Origin of the sequence: Diaphorobacter caeni (assembly GCF_015354245.1) — a bacterium.
Lineage (GTDB): Bacteria > Pseudomonadota > Gammaproteobacteria > Burkholderiales > Burkholderiaceae_C > Diaphorobacter_A > Diaphorobacter_A caeni.
The window spans coordinates 328,036-346,574 of record NZ_JADKYZ010000006.1 but is presented as its reverse complement, the minus strand read 5'-3'; the positions used below and the strand labels follow the sequence as shown (position 1 = coordinate 346,574).

Here is an 18,539-nt window from a genome sequence, read left to right as displayed (position 1 = left end):
CCATGAAAAAGAAAATCCTCTGCGTGGTAGGTACCCGCCCCGAAGCCATCAAGATGGCGCCCGTCATTCTGGCGCTCCAGCAGGAGCCGTGGGCCGAGGTACGCGTGCTGGCGACGGCGCAGCATCGGCACATGCTGGATCAGGTCAACCAGTTCTTCGGGATCACTCCCGACATCGATCTAGACATCATGCGTCCCAATCAGGCGCTCACCGAGCTCACCGCGCGACTGCTGATGAAGCTCGATGAAGTGCTGGAGAGCGAACGTCCCGACGTGGTGCTGGTGCAGGGCGACACGACGACCGTGATGTCCGTGGCGCTGGCGTGCTTTTATCGTCGCATTCCGATCGGTCATGTGGAGGCCGGTCTGCGCACTTGGGACATGCAGAACCCGTTTCCCGAAGAGGCCAACCGGGTGATCACCGGCAAGCTCGCGCGCTGGCACTTCGCGCCGACCGAGGGCTCGCGCCAGAACCTGCTCAAGGATGGCGTGCAGGATGCCGATATCGTCGTCACCGGCAACACGGTGATCGACGCGCTGCTGATGAGCGCGTCAAAGGATCTGGAGATCGGCATCGAACTCGATCCGGGCAAGCGCCTCGTGCTCGTCACCTCGCATCGCCGCGAGAACTTCGGGGAGCCGTTTCGCAACATCTGCCGCGCGCTGCGCACGCTCGCCGAGAACAATCCCGAAGTGCAGTTTCTCTACCCGGTGCATCCCAACCCGAACGTCAAGGATGTAGCCTACGAATTCCTCGACAAGCTGCCCAACGTGGTGCTGTGCGCGCCTCTGGACTACGCGCCGTTCATTGCCGCGATGAAGCGCTCCACCATCATCCTGACCGACTCGGGTGGCGTGCAGGAAGAAGCCCCTGCGCTCGGCAAGCCCGTGCTGGTTCTGCGCAGCGAAACCGAGCGCCCCGAGGCGGTCGAGCAAGGCGTCGTCAAGCTGGTGGGCTCGAACTACGACCTGATCGTCTCCGAAGCGCAGCGCCTGCTCGACGATGAGAACGCCTACCGTGCGATGGCGCGCGGCATTTCCCCCTATGGTGACGGCAAGGCCGCACAGCGCATCGCCGAGACTCTGCGCCGGGATTGCGTTTGATGCGTCTCGTCTACCTCTCGCCGGTGCCTTGGAACAGCTTTGCCCAAAGGCCGCACAAGTTCGTTCAGTGGTTTCACGATCGGACCGGCGAGCCCGTGCTCTGGATAGAGCCATACCCGACGCGCTTTCCCAAGCTGCAGGACGTCAAGCGCCTGCAGGCTGCGGCCGCGTCCGAAGAGCAGCAGAAGGTGCTGATCGAGACGCCGCCGTGGCTCACGGTGGTGAAGGCCGGGGGCCTGCCCATCGAGCCGATTCCCGGCTCGGCGATGATCAATGCACCGTTCTGGCAATCCGTGTTCGATGCCTATGAGCGCTTTGCCGACGGCCATCGGATCTGCCTCGCCATCGGCAAGCCATCCCTGCTTGCGTTGAGCCTGTTGAATCGCGAAAAGCACGCGACCTCGCTGTACGACGCGATGGATGACTTTCCGGCGTTCTACGACGGTTTTTCGCGCGTGGCGTTCGCCCGCCGCGAACGGCTCATTGCAGCCAAAGTTGAGGTGATCTGGGCCTCGAGCACGGCGCTCACTGAACACTGGGCGCGTCACCACGGCAACGTGCATCCGGTGCTCAACGGTCTCGATCTCGCTGCCATGCCCGCGCCTGCGGCTGCGCGCATTGTCGGTGCGGACTCGCGCAAGGTGTTCGGCTATGTCGGAACCATCGCGTCATGGTTCGACTGGGACTGGGTGATCACGCTGGCCGAGAGCCGCCCGGACGACGAGGTGCGCCTGATCGGCCCGGTCTTCGCGCCGTCCACGCGCCCCCTGCCCGCCAACATCCAGATGCTGCCCGAGCGCCACCATGCCGCAGCGCTCGAGGCCATGCTGGATTTCGATGTGGCGCTGATTCCGTTCAAGAAGAACACGCTCACGGGCTCGGTCGATCCAATCAAATACTACGAGTACCGCGCCCTCGCGCTGCCCACGCTGTCCACCGATTTCGGCGAGATGAGCTTTCGCGCCGAGGAGCCCGGCGTCTTCATCAGCCGGGACCTTGGCGACGTCGCCCTGCTGGCCGAACTCGGACTGCGCCATCCGCGTGATCCGCAACAGGCTCTGGCCTTTGCCGAGGACAACGCCTGGGAACACCGCTTCGACGCGGCGCGGCAGTTCATCCGCATGCAGTGACGTGGCTGGCCGGTAGTGGTGGTTGGCCTAAGAGCGTGTTTCGGCCTGCCGACCCACAACGATTTCCGCGCTGGGCCTACAGCGCAGGCGCGCACTCGGTGCGTAGGATTCAAGAAGGGGTGGTCGTCTGAACCCACCGAAACCAACGAATTCAAACGTACCGAAGGAGTGCATGATGATCACCCCAGAGAATTCCACGCTGGAGTTTTCCACCCGCCTCGCGTTGCATGAGGCCGTGCTGGCCCAGTTGGTGGCGCTGGTGATGCGTGCGCAGAGCGATCCGCAGAGGCAACTGGCCTCGTTCGAGCAATCGCTGGTCGAATCCATGGGCACCATCGGACGTACGGACCGGCAGGATTTCTCGCTGGATCAGGCGGTATGGATGCGCAACCAGCACGAATACGGCAAGCAGCTCGCCACCGAATTCGCCACGATGGTGGCCGCATACATGCCCAAGAATGGCGGTTGACGCGGCAGCGTCAGTTGCTCACTTGCCCGCAAGCCGGTCCAGGACCACCCCGGCGGCGCACATGCCGAATGTGGACGTCACTGTCACCACTGAGCCATAACCCGCGCAATTGAGCGAGCCATCGCCCTCCCCGCCGATGTTGCACGATGCGTGCGGCGGAGCCACCGGCTCCTTGCTGAAGACGCACAGCGTGCCGATCTTCTTGCCTTCCTTGGGTGATCCGTGGAACTTGCGCAGACGGTAGCGCAGTTGCGCGAGCAGCGGATCGTGCGTGGTCTGCGAGAGGTCCGCCACGTCGACCAGGTGCGCCTGGCGCTTGCCTCCGGCGGCACCGATGCTCACGAACAGCGTCTTGGTCCTGAGCGCCCATGCCGCCATCGCGGTCTTGGCGCGGATCTGGTCGCAGGCGTCGATCACCGCATCCACCTTGTCGGGCAGCAGTGCGGGCCAGTTCTCCTCGTCAACGAACTCATCGACGCAGGTCACTCGGCAGTGGGGATTGATGTGCGCGATGCGCTCGCGCATGGCCTCGATCTTGGACTGCCCGACGGTCGTGTCGAGCGCATGGATCTGGCGGTTGATGTTGGACTCGGCCACATGGTCGAGATCGATCAGCGTGAGCGCCGCCACACCACTGCGGGCCAACGCCTCGACCGTCCACGAGCCGACGCCGCCGATGCCGATCACGGCCACATGCGCGCCGCGAATGCGGGCCGCGCCTTCGACGCCATACAGCCGGGCGAGGCCACCAAATCGACGCTCCAGATCGGCGTCATCAATGGCGGCTGCCCCGCCCTGCTCTTGCTCGTTCACCAAGTTGCCGTCACCGTCGTCATCATCACTTCATCTTCGACAGACGCTCTTTGGCGGCTGCGGCGGCTTCCGATTGCGGGTACACGCGGATCAGGTCTTCCAGCGTCTTGCGTGCTGCACGGGTGTCCTTGAGCTCCACCTGGCAGTTGGCGATGGACAGCGCGGCTTCGGGCGCACGTGCGTGGTCCGGAGCGTTGGTCATGATCGACTTGAAGTTGTTGATCGCGTTGGTGTAGTCGCGCTGCGCGTACTGCGCATTGCCCAGCCAGAATCGTGCGGATGGCATGTAGCCACTCTGAGGATACTGGCGCGTGAAGGCAGCAAAGGCCTGGCCCGCTTCGGGGAACTTGCCCGTGCGGAACACGGTGATGGCCGCTTCGAAATCGCGCTTCTCGGCAGGATCGGCCTTGAACTCCTTGCCGTCGACGTTCACCGAGACCGGCTCGAACTGGCGCAGACGCTCATCGGTCGCCTTGGCCACGTCCTTCATGCGCTGCTGCAGGTCGGACACGTCCTTCTGCAACTGCTCATTCTGGCCGCGCAACCGCGCCTGTTCGCTCTGCAGAGACTGAATCTGTGTCTGCAGGTCGAGCAGGCTGCGGCGCATTTGCGCTACATCGTCTCCGGAACGCTCTGTGTTCCTCTGGGAGGACTGCTGCATCGCGTCCACGCGCTGGCGCATCTCCAGAATCGCACGTCGTGCCTCAGCATCTTCGAACAGCGCCGCATGTGCCGAGGCACCCAGCAGCGAGCTGGCGCACAGCACCGCAGCCATCAGCGGAAGTTGTGGAGAAAATGAGCGCTTCATCATCAGCGGTACGAGAATTCAACGCGACGGTTTTGGGAGAAAGCGTCTTCAGAGTTGCCCTGCGATGCAGGCTTTTCCTTGCCGAAGCTCACGGCTTCCATCTGCGAATCAGGCACGCCCAGCAGAGCCAGCGAACGACGCACGGCTTCCGCACGCTTTTGGCCCAGCGCCAGGTTGTATTCGCTGCCACCGCGTTGGTCGGTGTGGCCTTCCAGGTTCACCTTCTTGGCGTTGTTGGCCTTCAGGAAACGGGCGTGGCCTTCCAGCACGGATTGGTATTCGGACTTGACGGTATAGCTGTCGAAGTCGAAGTAGACGATGTGAGCCACGCCCACGGGGCCCTGGCCGGCACGTGCCGAGCCGTTCATGTCGGCGGGCGTCACGGTGCTGGAACCGGTGCCGCTGCCGGCACCGTTGCTGCCTTGGCCGGTGGTGGAAGTCGCGCCCTTGTCTTCGACGGGGGCGTCATCGAGCTTCACGCCGGAGCTGCAACCTGCCAGGAATGCAGTAACCGTCAGTGCAAGTGCTGCACGTTTGAAATCAAAACGAATCATGAAAGTTCTCCTGAGGAACCAGTACTATGAAAAAAATTGAGGAAAAAACACTGCTTACTTCTGATACGGGGCCCACGAGGGTTCCCGGATGTCTCCACTCTGGCCCGCAAGGCGGGCCTTGATCTTGCCGTCCAGCGTCGTCGTCATGAGCGCATCGCGTCCGCCGTGTTGGGAGGCGTAGACGATGAGCTTGCTGTTGGGAGCGAAGCTGGGGCTTTCGTCAGCTGACGTGTCCGTGATGGCCTGAACGGATCCCGACTTCAGATCCATCACGTGCAGTTTGTATGCGCCGCCAACCCGCGAGATGTAGGCCAGATATTGGCCATCGGGGCTGATCGACGGGGAAATGTTGTAGGAGCCGCTGAAGGTCACGCGCTCGGCGCTGCCGCCGCCCGCGCCCACACGGTAGATCTGCGGCGCACCGCCGCGATCACTCACAAAGTAAATGCTGCGGCCATCGGTCGAGTACACCGGTTCAGTGTCGATGCCGCTGCTCTGCATCAGGCGCCTGGGCTCGCCGCCGCCACTGGCGCCGATGGTGTAGAGCTGAGAGCCGCCATCGCGGCTCAACGTCACCGCCAATGTGTTGCCATCGGGCGACCAGGCGGGCGCGCTGTTGGAGCCACGGAAATTGGCGATCAGGCGGCGCTTGCCGGACGAGACGTCCTGCACGTAGACGACCGGCTTGCGAGATTCGAACGACACATAGGCCAGTTGGGTGCCCGAGGGCGACCATGCGGGCGAGATGATCGGCTCGGAGCTTCCGAACGCCAACTGCGAGTTCTCGCCGTCGGCATCCGCCACCCACAGGGTGTAGCGGCCACCGTTCTTGGTGACGTAGGCAATGCGCGTCGAGAACACGCCGCGCTCGCCGGTGAGCTTTTCGTAGATGTAGTCGGAGATGCGGTGCGCGACGAGGCGCAGATCCGCCTGGGTCACCACATAGCTCTGGCCGCCGAGGTCCTGCGCCTTGATCACGTCCCACAGACGGAAACGCACATCGAAGCGACCATCGCCCAGACGGTTGACGCTGCCTACGGCGAGCGCCTCGGCCGTGCGGGCACGCCACGCGGCCAGATCGGGGCGCGAGCTCTCATCGAGCTGCTCGCCTGCCGCGTCGACGCCGATGAAGACGCCGCTGCGCTCCAGATCGGCCCGCACGATGGAGGAAATCTTCTGGGGTGATTGCGCCTCGCCCTTGAACGGGGCTATGGCGATCGGCCGTTGCTTCATGCCGACGCCGGTGATCTCGACCTTGAACTGCGCCAGCGCAGGCAATGCGGAGAGAGAGGCAATCGCAGCGACAGCTTGTCGCCGGGGGACGCGCAGAGTCTGCGCAAAGGAGGATGTATTGAATTTAGGGAAAATTCGGTCAATAGTCATTGTGTACCAACGAAATACCGTAGACGTGCCGGGTAACAGAGCTTCGCATGTTACACATGGCCTAGCAAGCCATGTGACAAACTGTGCTGAAATCTGTAAACAACGCTGAGCCTTAGAATCCGCCCTCAATGCAATCCCCGAATCATAGCGCTGTGCAAACAAATTTGCCGGGCTCCACTCAATCCTTGTCACTTCTGCAACGTCTGAAGCGGCTGCTGCCTTACTTTGGAAACCAGCGTCTGGGCTGGGCTATCGCCCTTGTGGCCACCCTGGTGGGAGCTGCCACGGAACCCCTGATGCCGGCGCTGCTTAAACCACTGCTTGATCAGGGCTTCACTCAAGGATCACTCAGTCTCTGGATGGTTCCCCTGTTTTTGATAGGACTGTTTTTTGTACGCGGTCTCGCGCAGTTCTGCGGCGCCTATGCGCTCGCCCGCATCGCCAACGAAGGCATGCTGAAACTGCGCACCCAGCTGTTCGAACGGCTGCTGGTGACCAACATGAGCCTGTTCTCGCGTCAGTCCGCCAGTGCGCTCTCGAACACCGTGGTCTACGAGGTGCAGACCGGCTTCAACGCGCTGGTGCAGGCGCTGATGGGCATTTCGCGCGACGGCTTCACCGCCGTGGCCCTCTTTGCCTACCTGATCTACCTCAACTGGCAACTCACGCTGATCGTGCTGGTGATGGGCCCCGCCGTCTCGTGGATCATGAAGACGCTCTCGCGCCGCCTCTACAAGCTCACCAAGAGCAGCCAGCAGGCAACCGACGATCTTGCCTACGTGGTCGAAGAAAACGTGCTCGCCCACCGCATGGTGCGCCTGCACGGTGCCGAGGAAGGCCAGACAAAGCGTTTCAGCGTGCTGAGCCGCAATCTGCGCACGCTGGCGATCAAGTCCACCATTGCCTCGGCCGCCATGACGCCGCTCACACAGCTGCTGGCTTCGGTCGCGCTGTCGGCCGTGCTCTGCATCGCGCTCTGGCAAAGCCATGGCAATCTGGCGACCACCGATGTGACCGTCGGCGGCTTTGCATCGTTCATCGCCGCCATGCTGATGCTGATCGCGCCGATCCGGCGCCTCGCCGACATGGCCAACCCGATCACGCGCGGCGTCGCGGCGCTTGAACGCGGCCTGATGCTGCTGAACGACACACAGACCGAAGAAGGCGGCAGTTACCGCAAGGAACGCGCAGAAGGCAGCATCTCGCTGCGCGATGTGACCGTGTCGTTTGAATCGGACATGATGCCTGCCCTCAACCGCCTGTCGCTCGACATCAGGGCGGGCGAGATCGTCGCGCTGGTCGGCCCCTCGGGTGCCGGCAAGACCACGCTGGTGAATCTGCTGCCGCGCTTCATCACCCCCTCTTCCGGCGAGCTTTCCCTCGACGGGGTGCCGCTCAAGGACTGGAACCTTCCTTCGCTGCGCTCGCAGTTCGCGATGGTGAGCCAGGACGTGGTGATGTTCAACGACACGATCGCCGCCAACGTCGCGCTGGGCTCGGACATGGACGAAACCCGCGTACACGACTGCCTCAAGGCCGCCAATCTGGCGGGCCATGTGGCATCGCTGCCGAACGGCATCCACACCGTCGTGGGTCACAACGCCACCCAGCTCTCCGGTGGGCAGCGCCAGCGTCTGGCGATTGCACGCGCGCTCTACAAGGACGCGCCCATCCTGATTCTGGACGAGGCCACCTCGGCGCTCGACACCGAATCCGAGCGTCTGGTGCAGGAAGCCCTGCAGCGCCTCATGAGCGGTCGCACCACCCTCGTCATCGCCCACCGCCTGTCCACCATCGAGCACGCCGACCGCGTGGTGGTGATGGAGCGCGGCCAGATCGCCGAGCAGGGCACGCATGCCGAGCTGATGGCGCTGGGCGGACTCTATGCCCGACTGCAGGCCCATTCACCGGTTCACAACTGACGCGTTTTCTACGGCATTTCACGCCAACCTCGACATAAAAAACGGGCCATGCAGTCAACCTGCATGGCCCGTTTTACGTACGTCGGACTCAGGATCCGATGTGCAGTTGGTTACCAAGTTCCCTTTTGAGCGGGCGCTGCAGGTGCCGCTGGCGCACCCGGAGCCGCGGCATTCGGCTTGCGCGCCGAAGCCGATTGCCTGCGCTTGCGGATCGCGTCGTTCACCACCTGCACCATGTCGTTGCGATCGGCCTGCTGAGCAAACTCCACAGCGGTCAGACCCTTTTCGTTCTTGATGGTCGGATCAGCCCCCTCCTCGATCAGCAGTCTGGCCGCGTCGGCCGTGCCGTAGCGCACGGCCATCATCAGCGGCGTCGTGCCGTTGGGCGAGGAAGCGTCGATGTAGGCGTGGTTCTCGAGCAGCAGCTGGATCATCGGCACGGCCTGTTCGGTGGTGCATGAGGCCGCGTAGTGCAGCGGTGTCCAGCCGGTCTTGTTGACGTCGCCGTCGCGCGCGATCAGCGCCTTGGCGGCCGGGATGTTGCCCTTGATCGCCGCGATCATCAGCGCGCTTTCATCCTTCTTGTTGCGCTGCTCGACCTTGATCCGCTTGGACTGCATCAGCGCGTCGAACGCACGCTGCGACTCGCGCTGCAGCGCCATGACCAGCGCTGGCTGACCTTCGGGGCTGAGCGTATTGGGATCAAAGCCGCGCTGCAGAAGCGAAGTGATGCCGCTCGCGTTGTCGCGGATGATGGCGGTGAAGAAATCGTCAGTGACGCTGGCGTGCGCACAGGCGGACAGCAGTCCGGCGGACGATGCGGTCAGCCAGAGCATGGTTTGCCGACGGTTGATCATGCTGCGTTGCTCCCTTTGAGAAACAGTTCATCGAAATTGCGGCTCGTCGCCTCGGCGATATCTTGCACGCTGGTGCCCTTCACTTCCGCCAGCTGCTTGGCAACAAAAGGCACATAGGAAGGATTGTTCACCTTCCCACGGTACGGCACGGGCGCGAGATACGGGCTGTCGGTCTCGATGAGGATGCGATCCATCGGCACGAACGCGGCAACGTCGCGCAGGTGCTGGGCATTCTTGAAGGTGACGATGCCGGAAAACGAAATGTAGTAGCCCAGATCCAGCGCCGCGCGCGCCACCTCGGCCGTTTCGGTGAAGCAGTGGAACACCCCGCCCGCCTGGTTGCCCGCCCCGTCCTCGCCCTCTTCGCGCAGCAGGCGCAGCGTGTCGTCCGACGCGCTGCGGGTGTGGATCACCAGCGGCTTGCGGCAGGCCCGCGCCGCGCGGATGTGGGTGCGAAAGCGCTCGCGCTGCCATTCAAGATCGGCCACGGTGCGCCCGCCCTTGCGGTCTTCCATGCCGTAGTAGTCCAGCCCCGTCTCACCAATGGCGATCACGCGCGGCAGCGCGGCGCGCTCCAGCAGATCGTCGAGGCTCGGTTCAGTCAGGCCTTCGGTGTCGGGATGCACGCCGACCGTGGCCCAGAAGTTGTCGTAGCTCGTCGCCAGCTGGTGCACGCCCTCGAACTCCTCCATCGTGGTGCAGATGCACAGCGCGCGGTCCACCTGGGCCTCGACCATGGCGGCGCGGATGGGCACGAGCCGCTCGAGCAGCTCCGGGAAGTTGAGATGGCAGTGTGAGTCGGTAAACATATCGCGTCAAAAAACAAAAAGCCGGCACATTCGCTGCCGGCTCGTGGTGCGCTGCGGCGCGCAGCGCCCAGTGCAAACAATGGTCAGATGGTCTGCGTCGGACGGTCCGAACCGAGGCTGGAGCCCAGAATTTCTTCGATTCTGGCGCGCAGTTGGCGGGACTTGTCGTCTTTGGGGAACTGCACGCCAATGCCCTGCGTGCGATTGCCGGAAGCGCGCGCCGGGGTGACCCAAGCCACTTTACCCGCAACCGGATAACGCTGCGTATCGTCAGGCAAAGTGAGCAGCACGTAGACGTCGTCACCCAGCCGGTACTCCTTGGCCGTGGGCACGAACACGCCGCCATCCTCGAAGAACGGGATGAACGCCGCGTACAGCGCGGCCTTTTCCTTGATGACCAGCTGCATCACGCTGGGGCGGGCGGCGGTGGTAGGTGTGCTCATATCGGGTGTCAGGTATGTAACGCCTTGTTCAGGCCTTCGAGTTTATGGCGTTTTTCGCCTGCGCGACAAGTGCTTCGAGCATCAGCCCCCCGTTGAACGGGTGGTCCGCCGTGCGCGCCTGTTGCGAAAGTGTCTTCGCCCAACGCGTGAGCGGCAGCATGGCCGGTGCACGAGGCAGATCCGCCAGCGCAAAATAGCGCGGCTCGGCCCCCGCCTGCACCGACAGCAGATCGTGGCAGAGCTTCTGCAGCGCCTCGATGGCCTGCGCCGGACTCCAGTCAGAGACGGCGGACACATCACCGCGCGCCACCGCCTTGGGAAACAGACTCCATGCCTGCGGGCTGCGCCCAGACTTGGCCAGCGCCAGCGCGTCCTCGGGTCGCCCTCCGCTTGCACGCAACAGCGACTGCGCCGTGTCGGCGGCGATGCCCTGCGTCTGCAGCCAGGTCAGCATTTCCGCCTCGGCCGGCCACTGCATGGTGTGGCCCATGCAGCGACTGCGGATGGTCGGCAGCAGTTCATGCGCCGCCTCGGTCGCAAGCACGAAACGCACGTCTCCGGGCGGCTCCTCCAGCGTCTTGAGCAAGGCATTGGCCGTCACATGGTTCATCTGTTCGGCCGGATAGACCAGCACCGCCTTGCCGCGTCCACGCGCCGCCGTGCGCTGCGAGAACTCGACGGCATCGCGCATCGCCTCGACGCGGATCTCGCGGCTCGGCTTGCGCTTCTTGTCATCAATCTCGCTCTGCGCCTTCTCGGGCAACGGCCAGCCGAGCGCCATCATCTGCGTCTCGGGCATGAGCACGCACAGGTCGGCATGCACGTGCACATCGATGCCGTGGCAACTCTGGCACTGGCCGCAGGCACCGTGTGCGGTGGGCGCGTCGCAAAGCCAGGCACGCACCATGTCCAGCGCCAGACTGAACTGACCCATGCCTGAAGGACCCTGCAGCAGCCAGGCATGGCCGCGCTGGGCCAGCAGGGCATCGCGCTGCGTGGCGATCCAGGGCGCGACCACATGAGGGGTGACGACGTTCTCGCTCATGCGCCCTCTCCCGCCTTCAACAGTCCGCGTGCCGCCATCGCCGCCATCACCTGCCGGGCAACGCTTGCGCGGTCCTGCGACGAATCGATCCGCGCAAACCGAGCCGGATCGCCCGCTGCGCGGTCGGCATAGCCCTGCGCGACACGCTCGAAAAATGCCTCCGGCTGCGCCTCAAACCGATCCGGTGCCCGCGCCGCCGCGAGCCGCTCGGCCGCCACCTTGGGCGGCACGTCAAACCAGATCGTCACATCGGGATTGCGCAACAGCGCCGCATCGGGCGCGAGGCCCGTCTGCACCAGCGCCTCCAGATAAGACAGCACCTTCCGGTCAAAGCCCCGCCCGGCCCCCTGGTAGGCAAAGGTCGCATCGGTGAAGCGGTCACACAGCACCACCTCGCCGCGCGCCAGCGCAGGCTCGATCACCAGCCGCAAATGGTCGCGCCGCCCCGCAAACGCCAAGAGCGCCTCGGTCAAAGGATCCATGGCCTCGTGCAACAGCATCTCGCGCAGCTTCTCGGCCAGCGGCGTTCCCCCCGGCTCCCGCGTGAGCGTGACCACACGGCCCGCATCCCGAAACGCCTGAGCCAGCGCATCAATGTGCGAGGACTTGCCCGCACCGTCGATGCCTTCAAAGGAAATGAACAGACCTTGGCTCATTTTTCGTTCTTCTTCAAATCAAACATGAAATCAATACCAGTCCCAAGAAGCCCCAATACGGACTTCAACCGCAGCGGGCCAACGAAGCCACAGAGCGCCGGAACCATCCACCACAACGCCGAGAAAGGCTTTCAGGCTAGGCGTCGAAGCCGCAGACAGTACAAGCGTACGGCAAGGCTTCGCAACAACGCATGAAAGCCTTTATCGGCGCCTCCAAACGAATGACCAATCGCTGCCGCCAAGGCAGCGCAAGCCCCAAACTCCGCCCATTCTAAAGATCAAGAAAAGGCAGGTTCACACAAAGATGAACCAAGAAACTCAACGCTGCCCGCGTTGATATCGATTGACGGCTCGGTTGTGCTCGTCGAGGGTGGCGCTGAAATGGCTGGACCCATCCCCCTTGGCGACAAAGTACAGCGCCTTGGTCCGCGCAGGCTGCACGGCGGCCAGCAGAGCCGCCTTGCCGGGCAGCGAAATGGCAGTGGGCGGCAGCCCCCCACGCGTGTAGGTGTTCCATGGGGTGTCGGTCTGCAGGTCCCGCTTGCGCAGATTTCCGTCAAACTTGTCGCCCATGCCGTAGATGACGGTCGGGTCGGTCTGCAGCAGCATGCCGATGCGCAGGCGGTTGGTGAACACGCCCGCGATCTCGGCGCGGTCCTGGGCGCTGCCGGTTTCCTTTTCCACGATGCTGGCCAGCACCAGAGCCTGATCGGCCGATTTGAGCGGCGTGTCCGACTCGCGCTGCGACCACGCGGCTTCAAGGCGACGGTCCATCGCATGCATGGCGCGCTTGAGCACGGCCAGATCGCTGCTGCCCTTGGCGTAGGCATAGGTGTCCGGAAAGAAACGCCCTTCCGCCGCCACGCCTTCGCGGCCCAGCGCCCGCATGATGTCCTCGTTCGACATGGCCGCCGTGTCCTGCTTGAGCGCATCGGCCTTGGCGAGCGCGCCGCGCATCTGCTTGAAGGTCCAGCCTTCCACCACGGTCACAGCGCGCAGCGTCGACTCGCCGCGCGCGAGTTTCTGCAGCAGCTCGTAAGGCGTTGTCCCGGTTGGAATTTCGTAGTTGCCGGCCTTGATCTGGCGGTCCTGCCCCGACAGGCGGAACCAGTAGTACAGCAGGCGGGCGTCGGTCTGGACACCGGCCTTCACGGCCGCGTTCGCCACGCCGCGCGGCGTGGTGCCGGGTTCGATCTCCAGCTCCAGCGCCTCGCCGGGCGTGTCGCTGGCGCGCAGCGTCAACGGCGCGTGCAGCCACCAATAAGCCGCGCCCGCAGCAGCCAACGCCAACAGCATCAATAAAACGAAGATTCGACGCACAACCCTACCAACTCAATGAATGGAACGGGGCATCATAATTCACCCATGAACCACACTGCGTCAGTGCCTTTCGACGGCGTTACACCCCCCTTAGAACATCTCGGCGTGATTGGCGTGATCGGCGACGACGCGGCCAGTTTCATCCACGGTCAGCTGACGCAGGACTTCGCGCTGCAAAAGCCCGGCGAGGCGCGTCTGGCCGCCTTTCTCAACGCCAAGGGCCGCATGCAGGCCAGCTTCATCGGCATCAAGCGCTCGGCCGACGAGATCCTGCTGATCTGCTCGCGCGATCTGCTGCCCCAGACCTTGAAGCGCCTGTCGATGTTCGTGCTGCGTGCCAAAGCCAAGCTCAGCGACGCGACGAATGATTTCACCATTTACGGATTGGCTGGCAACGCCGCCCCGGCCAATGCCGCGCCATGGACCGTGTCCACGCAAGGCGACGCCAGCGTCGTCCAGCTCTACCCCGCCGATGGCCAGCCGCGCGCGCTGCAGGTCGCGCCCGCCGGTTCGTCAGCGCCCCAAGGCCAGCCGCTCAGTCTCGAACTCTGGAGTTTGAGCGAGGTGCGCAGTGGCGTCGCCACGCTCACCCAGCCGGTGTTCGAAGCCTTCGTGCCGCAGATGGTGAACTACGAGTCGGTCGGCGGCGTGAACTTCAAGAAGGGCTGCTACCCCGGCCAGGAAATCGTTGCCCGCAGCCAGTTCCGGGGAACGCTCAAGCGCCGCACCTATCTCGCGCATGTGGACGCCAGCGAACTGGCCATCGGCACCGAGGTGTTCAACGCAGGAGATGCCGAGCAGCCCGTGGGTACCGTGGTTCAGGTGGCCTCGTCGCCGAATGGCGGACTGGACGCGCTGGTGTCGCTGCAGATCGCCTCCGCACAGGAGCCGCTGCACGCGGGCTCGGTCAGCGGTCCGGCGCTGCAGTTGCAGCCGCTACCCTACGAGCTGCTCGCGGATATCTGACCATCACCTGACCATCCCACCATTCAACCGCCCAGGTCCTTCAGATCGGCCGCGTTGCATTGCGGCCTGACCTCGGCCTCGTAGCCGAACGAGCGGTACAGCGTCTGCGCCTTGCGCCCGGACTTGGCGATCAGGTTGACGCCTTCCGTGCCGTAGCACAGATGCGCGCGCATGGCGGTGCGACCAGTACTGGCCTTGAGTGCATAAGGCCCCGTGGCCGACGCCTGCTTCGCCGAGACGGCGATGGCGTCGTAGCCGACTTCGAACTTGCCCTTCAGGCGATGCTTGAGCGCATAGCCGACCGGCGCGTCGCCGCAACCGCCCGAGATGCTCTCGGACGGCTGGGGCAGCTCGGTGAGTTCGTCACGGTCGACTTTCACGCAGCATTTGAATTGCCCCTTCTTTCCGGCGGGCAGCTGAATGAAAACCGGCTGATCGGGCGGCAGGGGCTTGGTGAAATGCAGCTGCGCCGCGCCGTCCTCGCTCACCGACACGATGCCGGGAACGACCTGCGCCGAGGCCGACATCGACGCCGATATCGAGACCAGCCCGAGCGCCGCGATGCAAGCGCCCCACCGGCGCGATGTGAACCGCATGTCAGTGCCCATCCGCAGACCAGTGCGGTGGATCGCTCACCAGCTTGTGCACGCCGTAACTGGCGCCCACCGTGTGCAGGTCCGAGGCCTTCTTGATCGTCACCTTCTTGCTCGCGCCGTCCACGATCGTCTTGCCGATCATGCCGTTGATGTTCATGTCGATGGCTGTGCGCCCTGCATGATTGGTGGTCAGCGACGGGCGATGCACGATGCCGTAGGCCGACACCATCGCCTTCGCGGCGTTGACCGACTTCGTTTTGTCACCGTGGTCCCATTCGATGTCCACCCCGGTGTAGGCAGGCACCTTGTCCGGCTGTATCGTGCCCTTGGCGATGTCCCACGCGTAGTGCATGAGATAGGCTCTCTCGAGCGGCCGATAGGTCGCCGAGATGCTGACGCTGCCGCCCGCGGCATTGATCGCCGCGATGAAGGAGTTGACGGCGTCGCGAAAGCCCGCGGTCAGGTCTTCCGTCGAGGTGCTGGTGGGGAACTCCGCCACCCATGCCGCCCCGCTCAGCCGGCTTTGGGCCACCGCCGGAGCGGCCGCCTGCGCCTCCGCCTGCGTGGCTGCGGGCGTTGCGGCATTGAGCGCGAGCACGTTCAGCGCACCGGTAGGCACGCACGATTGCACGTCCGCCGAGCAGCCATGCGCAAACGCGCTGTGGAACCACTCACGCTGCGAACTGGTGTTGCCCACGGCTCCCGGAACGATCAATACCGTCATGGCGTCACTCCTTTGAGTTCATGCTTGTTCGCGCAGAAATCGTCAACAGGCTCTCATGCGAATTCAAGCGTCAGGTCCTTGTCATTGGCTGTGAGCTTCACCGAATGCAGCGGCTCGCCGTTCATCGTGCGATGCAGGATCTCGCGGCTGATGCCCGCGAGCACGTGGTTGGACAAAATCGCGTCGACCATGCGGCCGCCCGATTCGATGTCGGTCGCTCGCGACATGATCGCATCCACCGCCGGCTTGTCCCACTCGAAGGTGATCTGGTGGTTGTCCGACACGCGGCGCTGGATGTGGCCGAGCTTGAGCGCGACGATGCGCGCCAGCATGTCGGGAGCGAGCGGGTAGTACGGCACGACGGTGAGGCGGCCGAGGAACGCGGCCGGGAACACCTTGAGCAGCGGCTCGCGCATCGACGTGGCGAGCGAGGCCGAATCGGGCAGCAGATCGGGGTCGCTGCACATGCTCATGATGAGATCGGTGCCGACGTTCGACGTCAGGATGATCACCGTGTTCTTGAAGTCGATGAGCCGCCCTTCGCCATCTTCCATGAAGCCCTTGTCGAACACTTGGAAGAAAATCTCGTGCACGTCCGGGTGGGCCTTTTCCACCTCGTCGAGCAGCACCACGCTATAGGGCTTGCGGCGCACGGCCTCGGTCAGCACGCCGCCCTCGCCATAGCCCACATAGCCCGGAGGCGCGCCCTTCAGGGTCGAGACCGTGTGCGCCTCCTGGAACTCGCTCATGTTGATGGTGATGAGATTCTGCTCACCGCCGTAGAGCGACTCGGCCAGAGCCAGTGCGGTCTCGGTCTTGCCGACGCCGCTCGGGCCGACCAGCATGAACACGCCGATGGGCTTGGATGCATCCTCTACCTGCGCTCGCGATATCTGGATGCGCTGGGCGATGGTGTTCAGGCTGTGGTCCTGTCCGATCACGCGCTTGCCCAGCGTGTCGGCCAGACGCAGCACGGCGGCGATCTCGTCCTTGACCATGCGGCCCACGGGAATGCCGGTCCATTCAGAGACCACGGTCGCGACGGCCTGTTCATCCACGGCGGGCAACACCAGCGGATGCTCGCCCTGCAGTTGCTGCAGCTCGCTCTGCGCGGCTTCGAGTTCCTTCTTGAGCGCAAGGCGCTCCTCCTCGCTCAACTCCGGTGCGGGCTCGATCGCTTCAGCAATCTGCTCGACCGCGTGAGCCGCGGCAGCCGTGTTGGCGCTGCTTTCGGCGGCGGCCTCGTTCTCCTGCAGATGCGGCAGAGGCGACAGGCTGCCCAGCGCCGCCTGCGGATTGAGTTTCTTGCGGAGTTCAAAAACCTTTTGCACCAGCGCGTGCTCGGCCTCCCAGCGCTGCTGATGTTCCTTGAGCAGCGAGGTCAGTTCGTCCAGTCGCTTGGCGATCTGGCCCGCCCGATCCGCATGGCCGATGCCGATGGACTCCTCGCGCAGCAGAATCTCGCGCTCGGTGTTCAGCAGACTCATCTCGCGCTCGATGGCCTCGACCTGCACGGGCGTCGCATGCTGGGTGAGCGAGACGCGCGCGCAGGCCGTGTCCAGCAGGCTCACCGCCTTGTCCGGCAACTGGCGCGCGGGAATGTAGCGGTGCGAGAGCTGCACGGCGGATTCGATGGCGCGGTCCAGAATCAGCACCTTGTGGTGGGCCTCCATCTGCGCTGTCACGCCGCGCAGCATCGCCACCGCCTTGTCCTCGCTCGGCTCGTTGATCAAAATGGTCTGGAAACGCCGCGTGAGCGCCGGGTCCTTCTCGATGTACTTCTTGTACTCGGCCCAGGTCGTCGCGCCGATGGTGCGCAGGTTGCCGCGCGCCAATGCCGGCTTGAGCAGATTGGCCGCGTCGCCCGTGCCCTGCGCGCCGCCCGCGCCCACCAGCGTGTGGATTTCGTCGATGAACAGAATGATCTTGCCCGGGCTGGCCTGCACCTCGTCGATCACCTGACGCAGGCGCTGCTCGAACTCACCCTTCATGCTCGCGCCCGCCTGCAGCAGACCCACGTCAAGCGTGTAGACCGACACGTCGCGCAGCGGCGGCGGCACGTCGTTGGCGACCACGCGCGCTGCAAAGCCTTCCACCACCGCCGTTTTGCCCACGCCCGCCTCGCCGGTCAGCAAGGGGTTGTTCTGGCGACGGCGCAGCAGGATGTCGATGATCTGGCGGATCTCGTCGTCGCGCCCGGTGATCGGATCGAGCTGGCCCTGACGCGCCTTCTCGGTCAGGTCCACCGCATACTTCTTGAGCGCGCTGCCCTTTGCGCCGCTGGCGCTGCCCACGGCCTGGCTGGCCTCACCGGCCTGCGCGCCGCCCGACATGCCGCTGCCGTCGCTGGCCGGCTGGTTTTCCTCGGGCGAGGACTTGATGATCTGCACCAGATCGGCGGCCACCGCATCGGGTTGGAGCTTGCGGAATTCCGGCGACATGCGGTGCAGCACGGCGCGCAGATTGGTGGTCTTGAGCAGACCCACCAGCAGATAGCCGCCTCGGATCACATCGTCGCCATAAAGCAGCGTCGCGTAGATCCAGGCGCGCTCGATGGCGGTATCGATGTGCTCGGAGAAATCGACGATGGCCGTCGCGCCGCGCGGCAGGCGGTCGAGTTCGGCGGTGATGTCCTTTTCCAGCGTCGCCGGATTGAGCTGGTAGTGCTTGAGCACCTGCCGGAAGTCCGAGTCCTGGTCCTGCACGATCTGATGCACCCAATGCACCAGTTCCACGTAGGGATTGCCACGCAGCTTGCACGTCACCGTGGCGGCCTCGGCGGCCCGGAACATCTGGGTGTTGAGCTTGCCAAACAAATGGTTACGACTAATTTCAGACATCAGTACCTCAAGAGACCACGACCAAAAATGAAGCGCGCTGCCAAAGGACCGGACCCGGTGCGCAAACTGCCAGACCGCCCTCCCACAAAGCTCTGTGCGCG

The 18,539-nt window shown here is 64.1% G+C and carries 18 protein-coding genes; 5 read left to right on the top strand and 13 right to left on the bottom strand.

From position 1 onward, the window contains the following. The first annotated feature begins 2 nt into the window (after positions 1–2). The 3 genes from wecB (at position 3) to ISG32_RS16845 (ending at position 2,702) form a co-directional block, all read left to right on the top strand. Positions 3–1,103, top strand: a complete 1,101-nt coding sequence (wecB, locus tag ISG32_RS16855) for a non-hydrolyzing UDP-N-acetylglucosamine 2-epimerase (RefSeq protein WP_228529882.1) — start codon at positions 3–5, stop codon at positions 1,101–1,103. Continuing rightward, positions 1,103–2,233: a glycosyltransferase family protein gene (locus ISG32_RS16850; protein WP_194772173.1), complete on the top strand. Its 1,131-nt coding sequence runs from the start codon at positions 1,103–1,105 to the stop codon at positions 2,231–2,233. Before wecB ends, ISG32_RS16850 begins: the two co-directional genes overlap by 1 nt. 172 nt (positions 2,234–2,405) lie before the next feature. Beyond that, a complete protein-coding gene (locus ISG32_RS16845) occupies positions 2,406–2,702 on the top strand; it encodes a hypothetical protein (RefSeq protein WP_194772172.1) in 297 nt (98 codons plus the stop codon). Between the two features lie 18 nt (positions 2,703–2,720). Here the strand turns inward: ISG32_RS16845 and ISG32_RS16840 are convergent, their stop codons facing one another. The 4 genes from ISG32_RS16840 to tolB are packed head-to-tail and all read right to left on the bottom strand — an operon-like array spanning position 2,721 to position 6,260. Continuing rightward, positions 2,721–3,518, bottom strand: a complete 798-nt coding sequence (locus ISG32_RS16840; protein WP_228529881.1) for a tRNA threonylcarbamoyladenosine dehydratase — start codon at positions 3,516–3,518, stop codon at positions 2,721–2,723. A gap of 22 nt (positions 3,519–3,540) precedes the next feature. Then, positions 3,541–4,323 (bottom strand): tol-pal system protein YbgF, encoded by a 783-nt coding sequence (gene ybgF, locus ISG32_RS16835; protein WP_194772264.1) that lies wholly within the window; start codon positions 4,321–4,323, stop codon positions 3,541–3,543. A gap of 2 nt (positions 4,324–4,325) precedes the next feature. After that, positions 4,326–4,877 (bottom strand): peptidoglycan-associated lipoprotein Pal, encoded by a 552-nt coding sequence (gene pal, locus ISG32_RS16830; protein ID WP_194772171.1) that lies wholly within the window; start codon positions 4,875–4,877, stop codon positions 4,326–4,328. Positions 4,878–4,931: 54 nt separating this feature from the next. After that, positions 4,932–6,260, bottom strand: a complete 1,329-nt coding sequence (tolB, locus tag ISG32_RS16825; protein WP_194772170.1) for a Tol-Pal system beta propeller repeat protein TolB — start codon at positions 6,258–6,260, stop codon at positions 4,932–4,934. Between the two features lie 128 nt (positions 6,261–6,388). Between tolB and msbA the strand changes: the two genes are divergently transcribed. Further along, positions 6,389–8,182, top strand: coding sequence for a lipid A export permease/ATP-binding protein MsbA (msbA, locus tag ISG32_RS16820; protein WP_194772169.1), 1,794 nt, complete (start codon positions 6,389–6,391; stop codon positions 8,180–8,182). Positions 8,183–8,292: 110 nt separating this feature from the next. Here the strand turns inward: msbA and ISG32_RS16815 are convergent, their stop codons facing one another. The 6 genes from ISG32_RS16815 to mltG all read right to left on the bottom strand — a co-directional run bounded on the left by ISG32_RS16815 (position 8,293) and on the right by mltG (position 13,312). Then, positions 8,293–9,039 (bottom strand): ankyrin repeat domain-containing protein, encoded by a 747-nt coding sequence (locus ISG32_RS16815; protein ID WP_194772168.1) that lies wholly within the window; start codon positions 9,037–9,039, stop codon positions 8,293–8,295. Further along, a complete protein-coding gene (locus tag ISG32_RS16810) occupies positions 9,036–9,848 on the bottom strand; it encodes a TatD family hydrolase (RefSeq protein ID WP_194772167.1) in 813 nt (270 codons plus the stop codon). Before ISG32_RS16810 ends, ISG32_RS16815 begins: the two co-directional genes overlap by 4 nt. Before the next feature lie 83 nt (positions 9,849–9,931). Beyond that, entirely contained in the window at positions 9,932–10,291 is a 360-nt protein-coding gene (locus tag ISG32_RS16805; RefSeq protein ID WP_194772166.1) for a PilZ domain-containing protein, read from the bottom strand. Between the two features lie 28 nt (positions 10,292–10,319). Then, positions 10,320–11,336: a DNA polymerase III subunit delta' gene (locus ISG32_RS16800; RefSeq protein ID WP_194772165.1), complete on the bottom strand. Its 1,017-nt coding sequence runs from the start codon at positions 11,334–11,336 to the stop codon at positions 10,320–10,322. Next, positions 11,333–11,992 carry a dTMP kinase gene (tmk, locus tag ISG32_RS16795; protein WP_194772164.1) on the bottom strand — a complete coding sequence of 220 codons (660 nt, stop codon included), beginning with the start codon at positions 11,990–11,992 and terminating at the stop codon, positions 11,333–11,335. Before tmk ends, ISG32_RS16800 begins: the two co-directional genes overlap by 4 nt. 318 nt (positions 11,993–12,310) lie before the next feature. Next, on the bottom strand, positions 12,311–13,312 hold the full coding sequence (mltG, locus tag ISG32_RS16790) for an endolytic transglycosylase MltG (RefSeq protein ID WP_323745948.1): 1,002 nt from the start codon (positions 13,310–13,312) through the stop codon (positions 12,311–12,313). 45 nt (positions 13,313–13,357) lie between these two features. On the opposite strand from mltG, the gene ygfZ reads away from it, so the two are divergent. After that, positions 13,358–14,278: a CAF17-like 4Fe-4S cluster assembly/insertion protein YgfZ gene (gene ygfZ, locus ISG32_RS16785; protein WP_194772162.1), complete on the top strand. Its 921-nt coding sequence runs from the start codon at positions 13,358–13,360 to the stop codon at positions 14,276–14,278. A gap of 23 nt (positions 14,279–14,301) precedes the next feature. On the opposite strand, the gene ISG32_RS16780 is transcribed toward ygfZ, so the two are convergent. From ISG32_RS16780 to tssH, 3 genes are read right to left on the bottom strand one after another with little or no spacing between them, the layout of a single operon-like run. Next, positions 14,302–14,874: a hypothetical protein gene (locus ISG32_RS16780; RefSeq protein WP_194772161.1), complete on the bottom strand. Its 573-nt coding sequence runs from the start codon at positions 14,872–14,874 to the stop codon at positions 14,302–14,304. Position 14,875: 1 nt separating this feature from the next. Further along, on the bottom strand, positions 14,876–15,598 hold the full coding sequence (locus ISG32_RS16775) for a hypothetical protein (RefSeq protein ID WP_228529880.1): 723 nt from the start codon (positions 15,596–15,598) through the stop codon (positions 14,876–14,878). Positions 15,599–15,651: 53 nt separating this feature from the next. Next, positions 15,652–18,438: a type VI secretion system ATPase TssH gene (gene tssH, locus ISG32_RS16770; protein WP_194772160.1), complete on the bottom strand. Its 2,787-nt coding sequence runs from the start codon at positions 18,436–18,438 to the stop codon at positions 15,652–15,654. Positions 18,439–18,539 lie beyond the last annotated feature (101 nt).

Coding starts and splice junctions, on each gene's coding strand:
- wecB (WP_228529882.1), top strand. CDS start 3: ATGAAAAAGAAAATCCTCTGCGTGGTAGGTACCCGCCCCGAAGCCATC.
- msbA (WP_194772169.1), top strand. CDS start 6,389: ATGCAATCCCCGAATCATAGCGCTGTGCAAACAAATTTGCCGGGCTCC.
- tmk (WP_194772164.1), bottom strand. CDS start 11,992: ATGAGCCAAGGTCTGTTCATTTCCTTTGAAGGCATCGACGGTGCGGGC.
- ISG32_RS16815 (WP_194772168.1), bottom strand. CDS start 9,039: ATGATCAACCGTCGGCAAACCATGCTCTGGCTGACCGCATCGTCCGCC.
- ISG32_RS16805 (WP_194772166.1), bottom strand. CDS start 10,291: ATGAGCACACCTACCACCGCCGCCCGCCCCAGCGTGATGCAGCTGGTC.
- tssH (WP_194772160.1), bottom strand. CDS start 18,438: ATGTCTGAAATTAGTCGTAACCATTTGTTTGGCAAGCTCAACACCCAG.
- ISG32_RS16850 (WP_194772173.1), top strand. CDS start 1,103: ATGCGTCTCGTCTACCTCTCGCCGGTGCCTTGGAACAGCTTTGCCCAA.
- tolB (WP_194772170.1), bottom strand. CDS start 6,260: ATGACTATTGACCGAATTTTCCCTAAATTCAATACATCCTCCTTTGCG.
- ISG32_RS16800 (WP_194772165.1), bottom strand. CDS start 11,336: ATGAGCGAGAACGTCGTCACCCCTCATGTGGTCGCGCCCTGGATCGCC.
- ISG32_RS16780 (WP_194772161.1), bottom strand. CDS start 14,874: ATGCGGTTCACATCGCGCCGGTGGGGCGCTTGCATCGCGGCGCTCGGG.
- ygfZ (WP_194772162.1), top strand. CDS start 13,358: ATGAACCACACTGCGTCAGTGCCTTTCGACGGCGTTACACCCCCCTTA.
- ISG32_RS16775 (WP_228529880.1), bottom strand. CDS start 15,598: ATGACGGTATTGATCGTTCCGGGAGCCGTGGGCAACACCAGTTCGCAG.
- ISG32_RS16810 (WP_194772167.1), bottom strand. CDS start 9,848: ATGTTTACCGACTCACACTGCCATCTCAACTTCCCGGAGCTGCTCGAG.
- ISG32_RS16845 (WP_194772172.1), top strand. CDS start 2,406: ATGATGATCACCCCAGAGAATTCCACGCTGGAGTTTTCCACCCGCCTC.
- ybgF (WP_194772264.1), bottom strand. CDS start 4,323: ATGAAGCGCTCATTTTCTCCACAACTTCCGCTGATGGCTGCGGTGCTG.
- pal (WP_194772171.1), bottom strand. CDS start 4,877: ATGATTCGTTTTGATTTCAAACGTGCAGCACTTGCACTGACGGTTACT.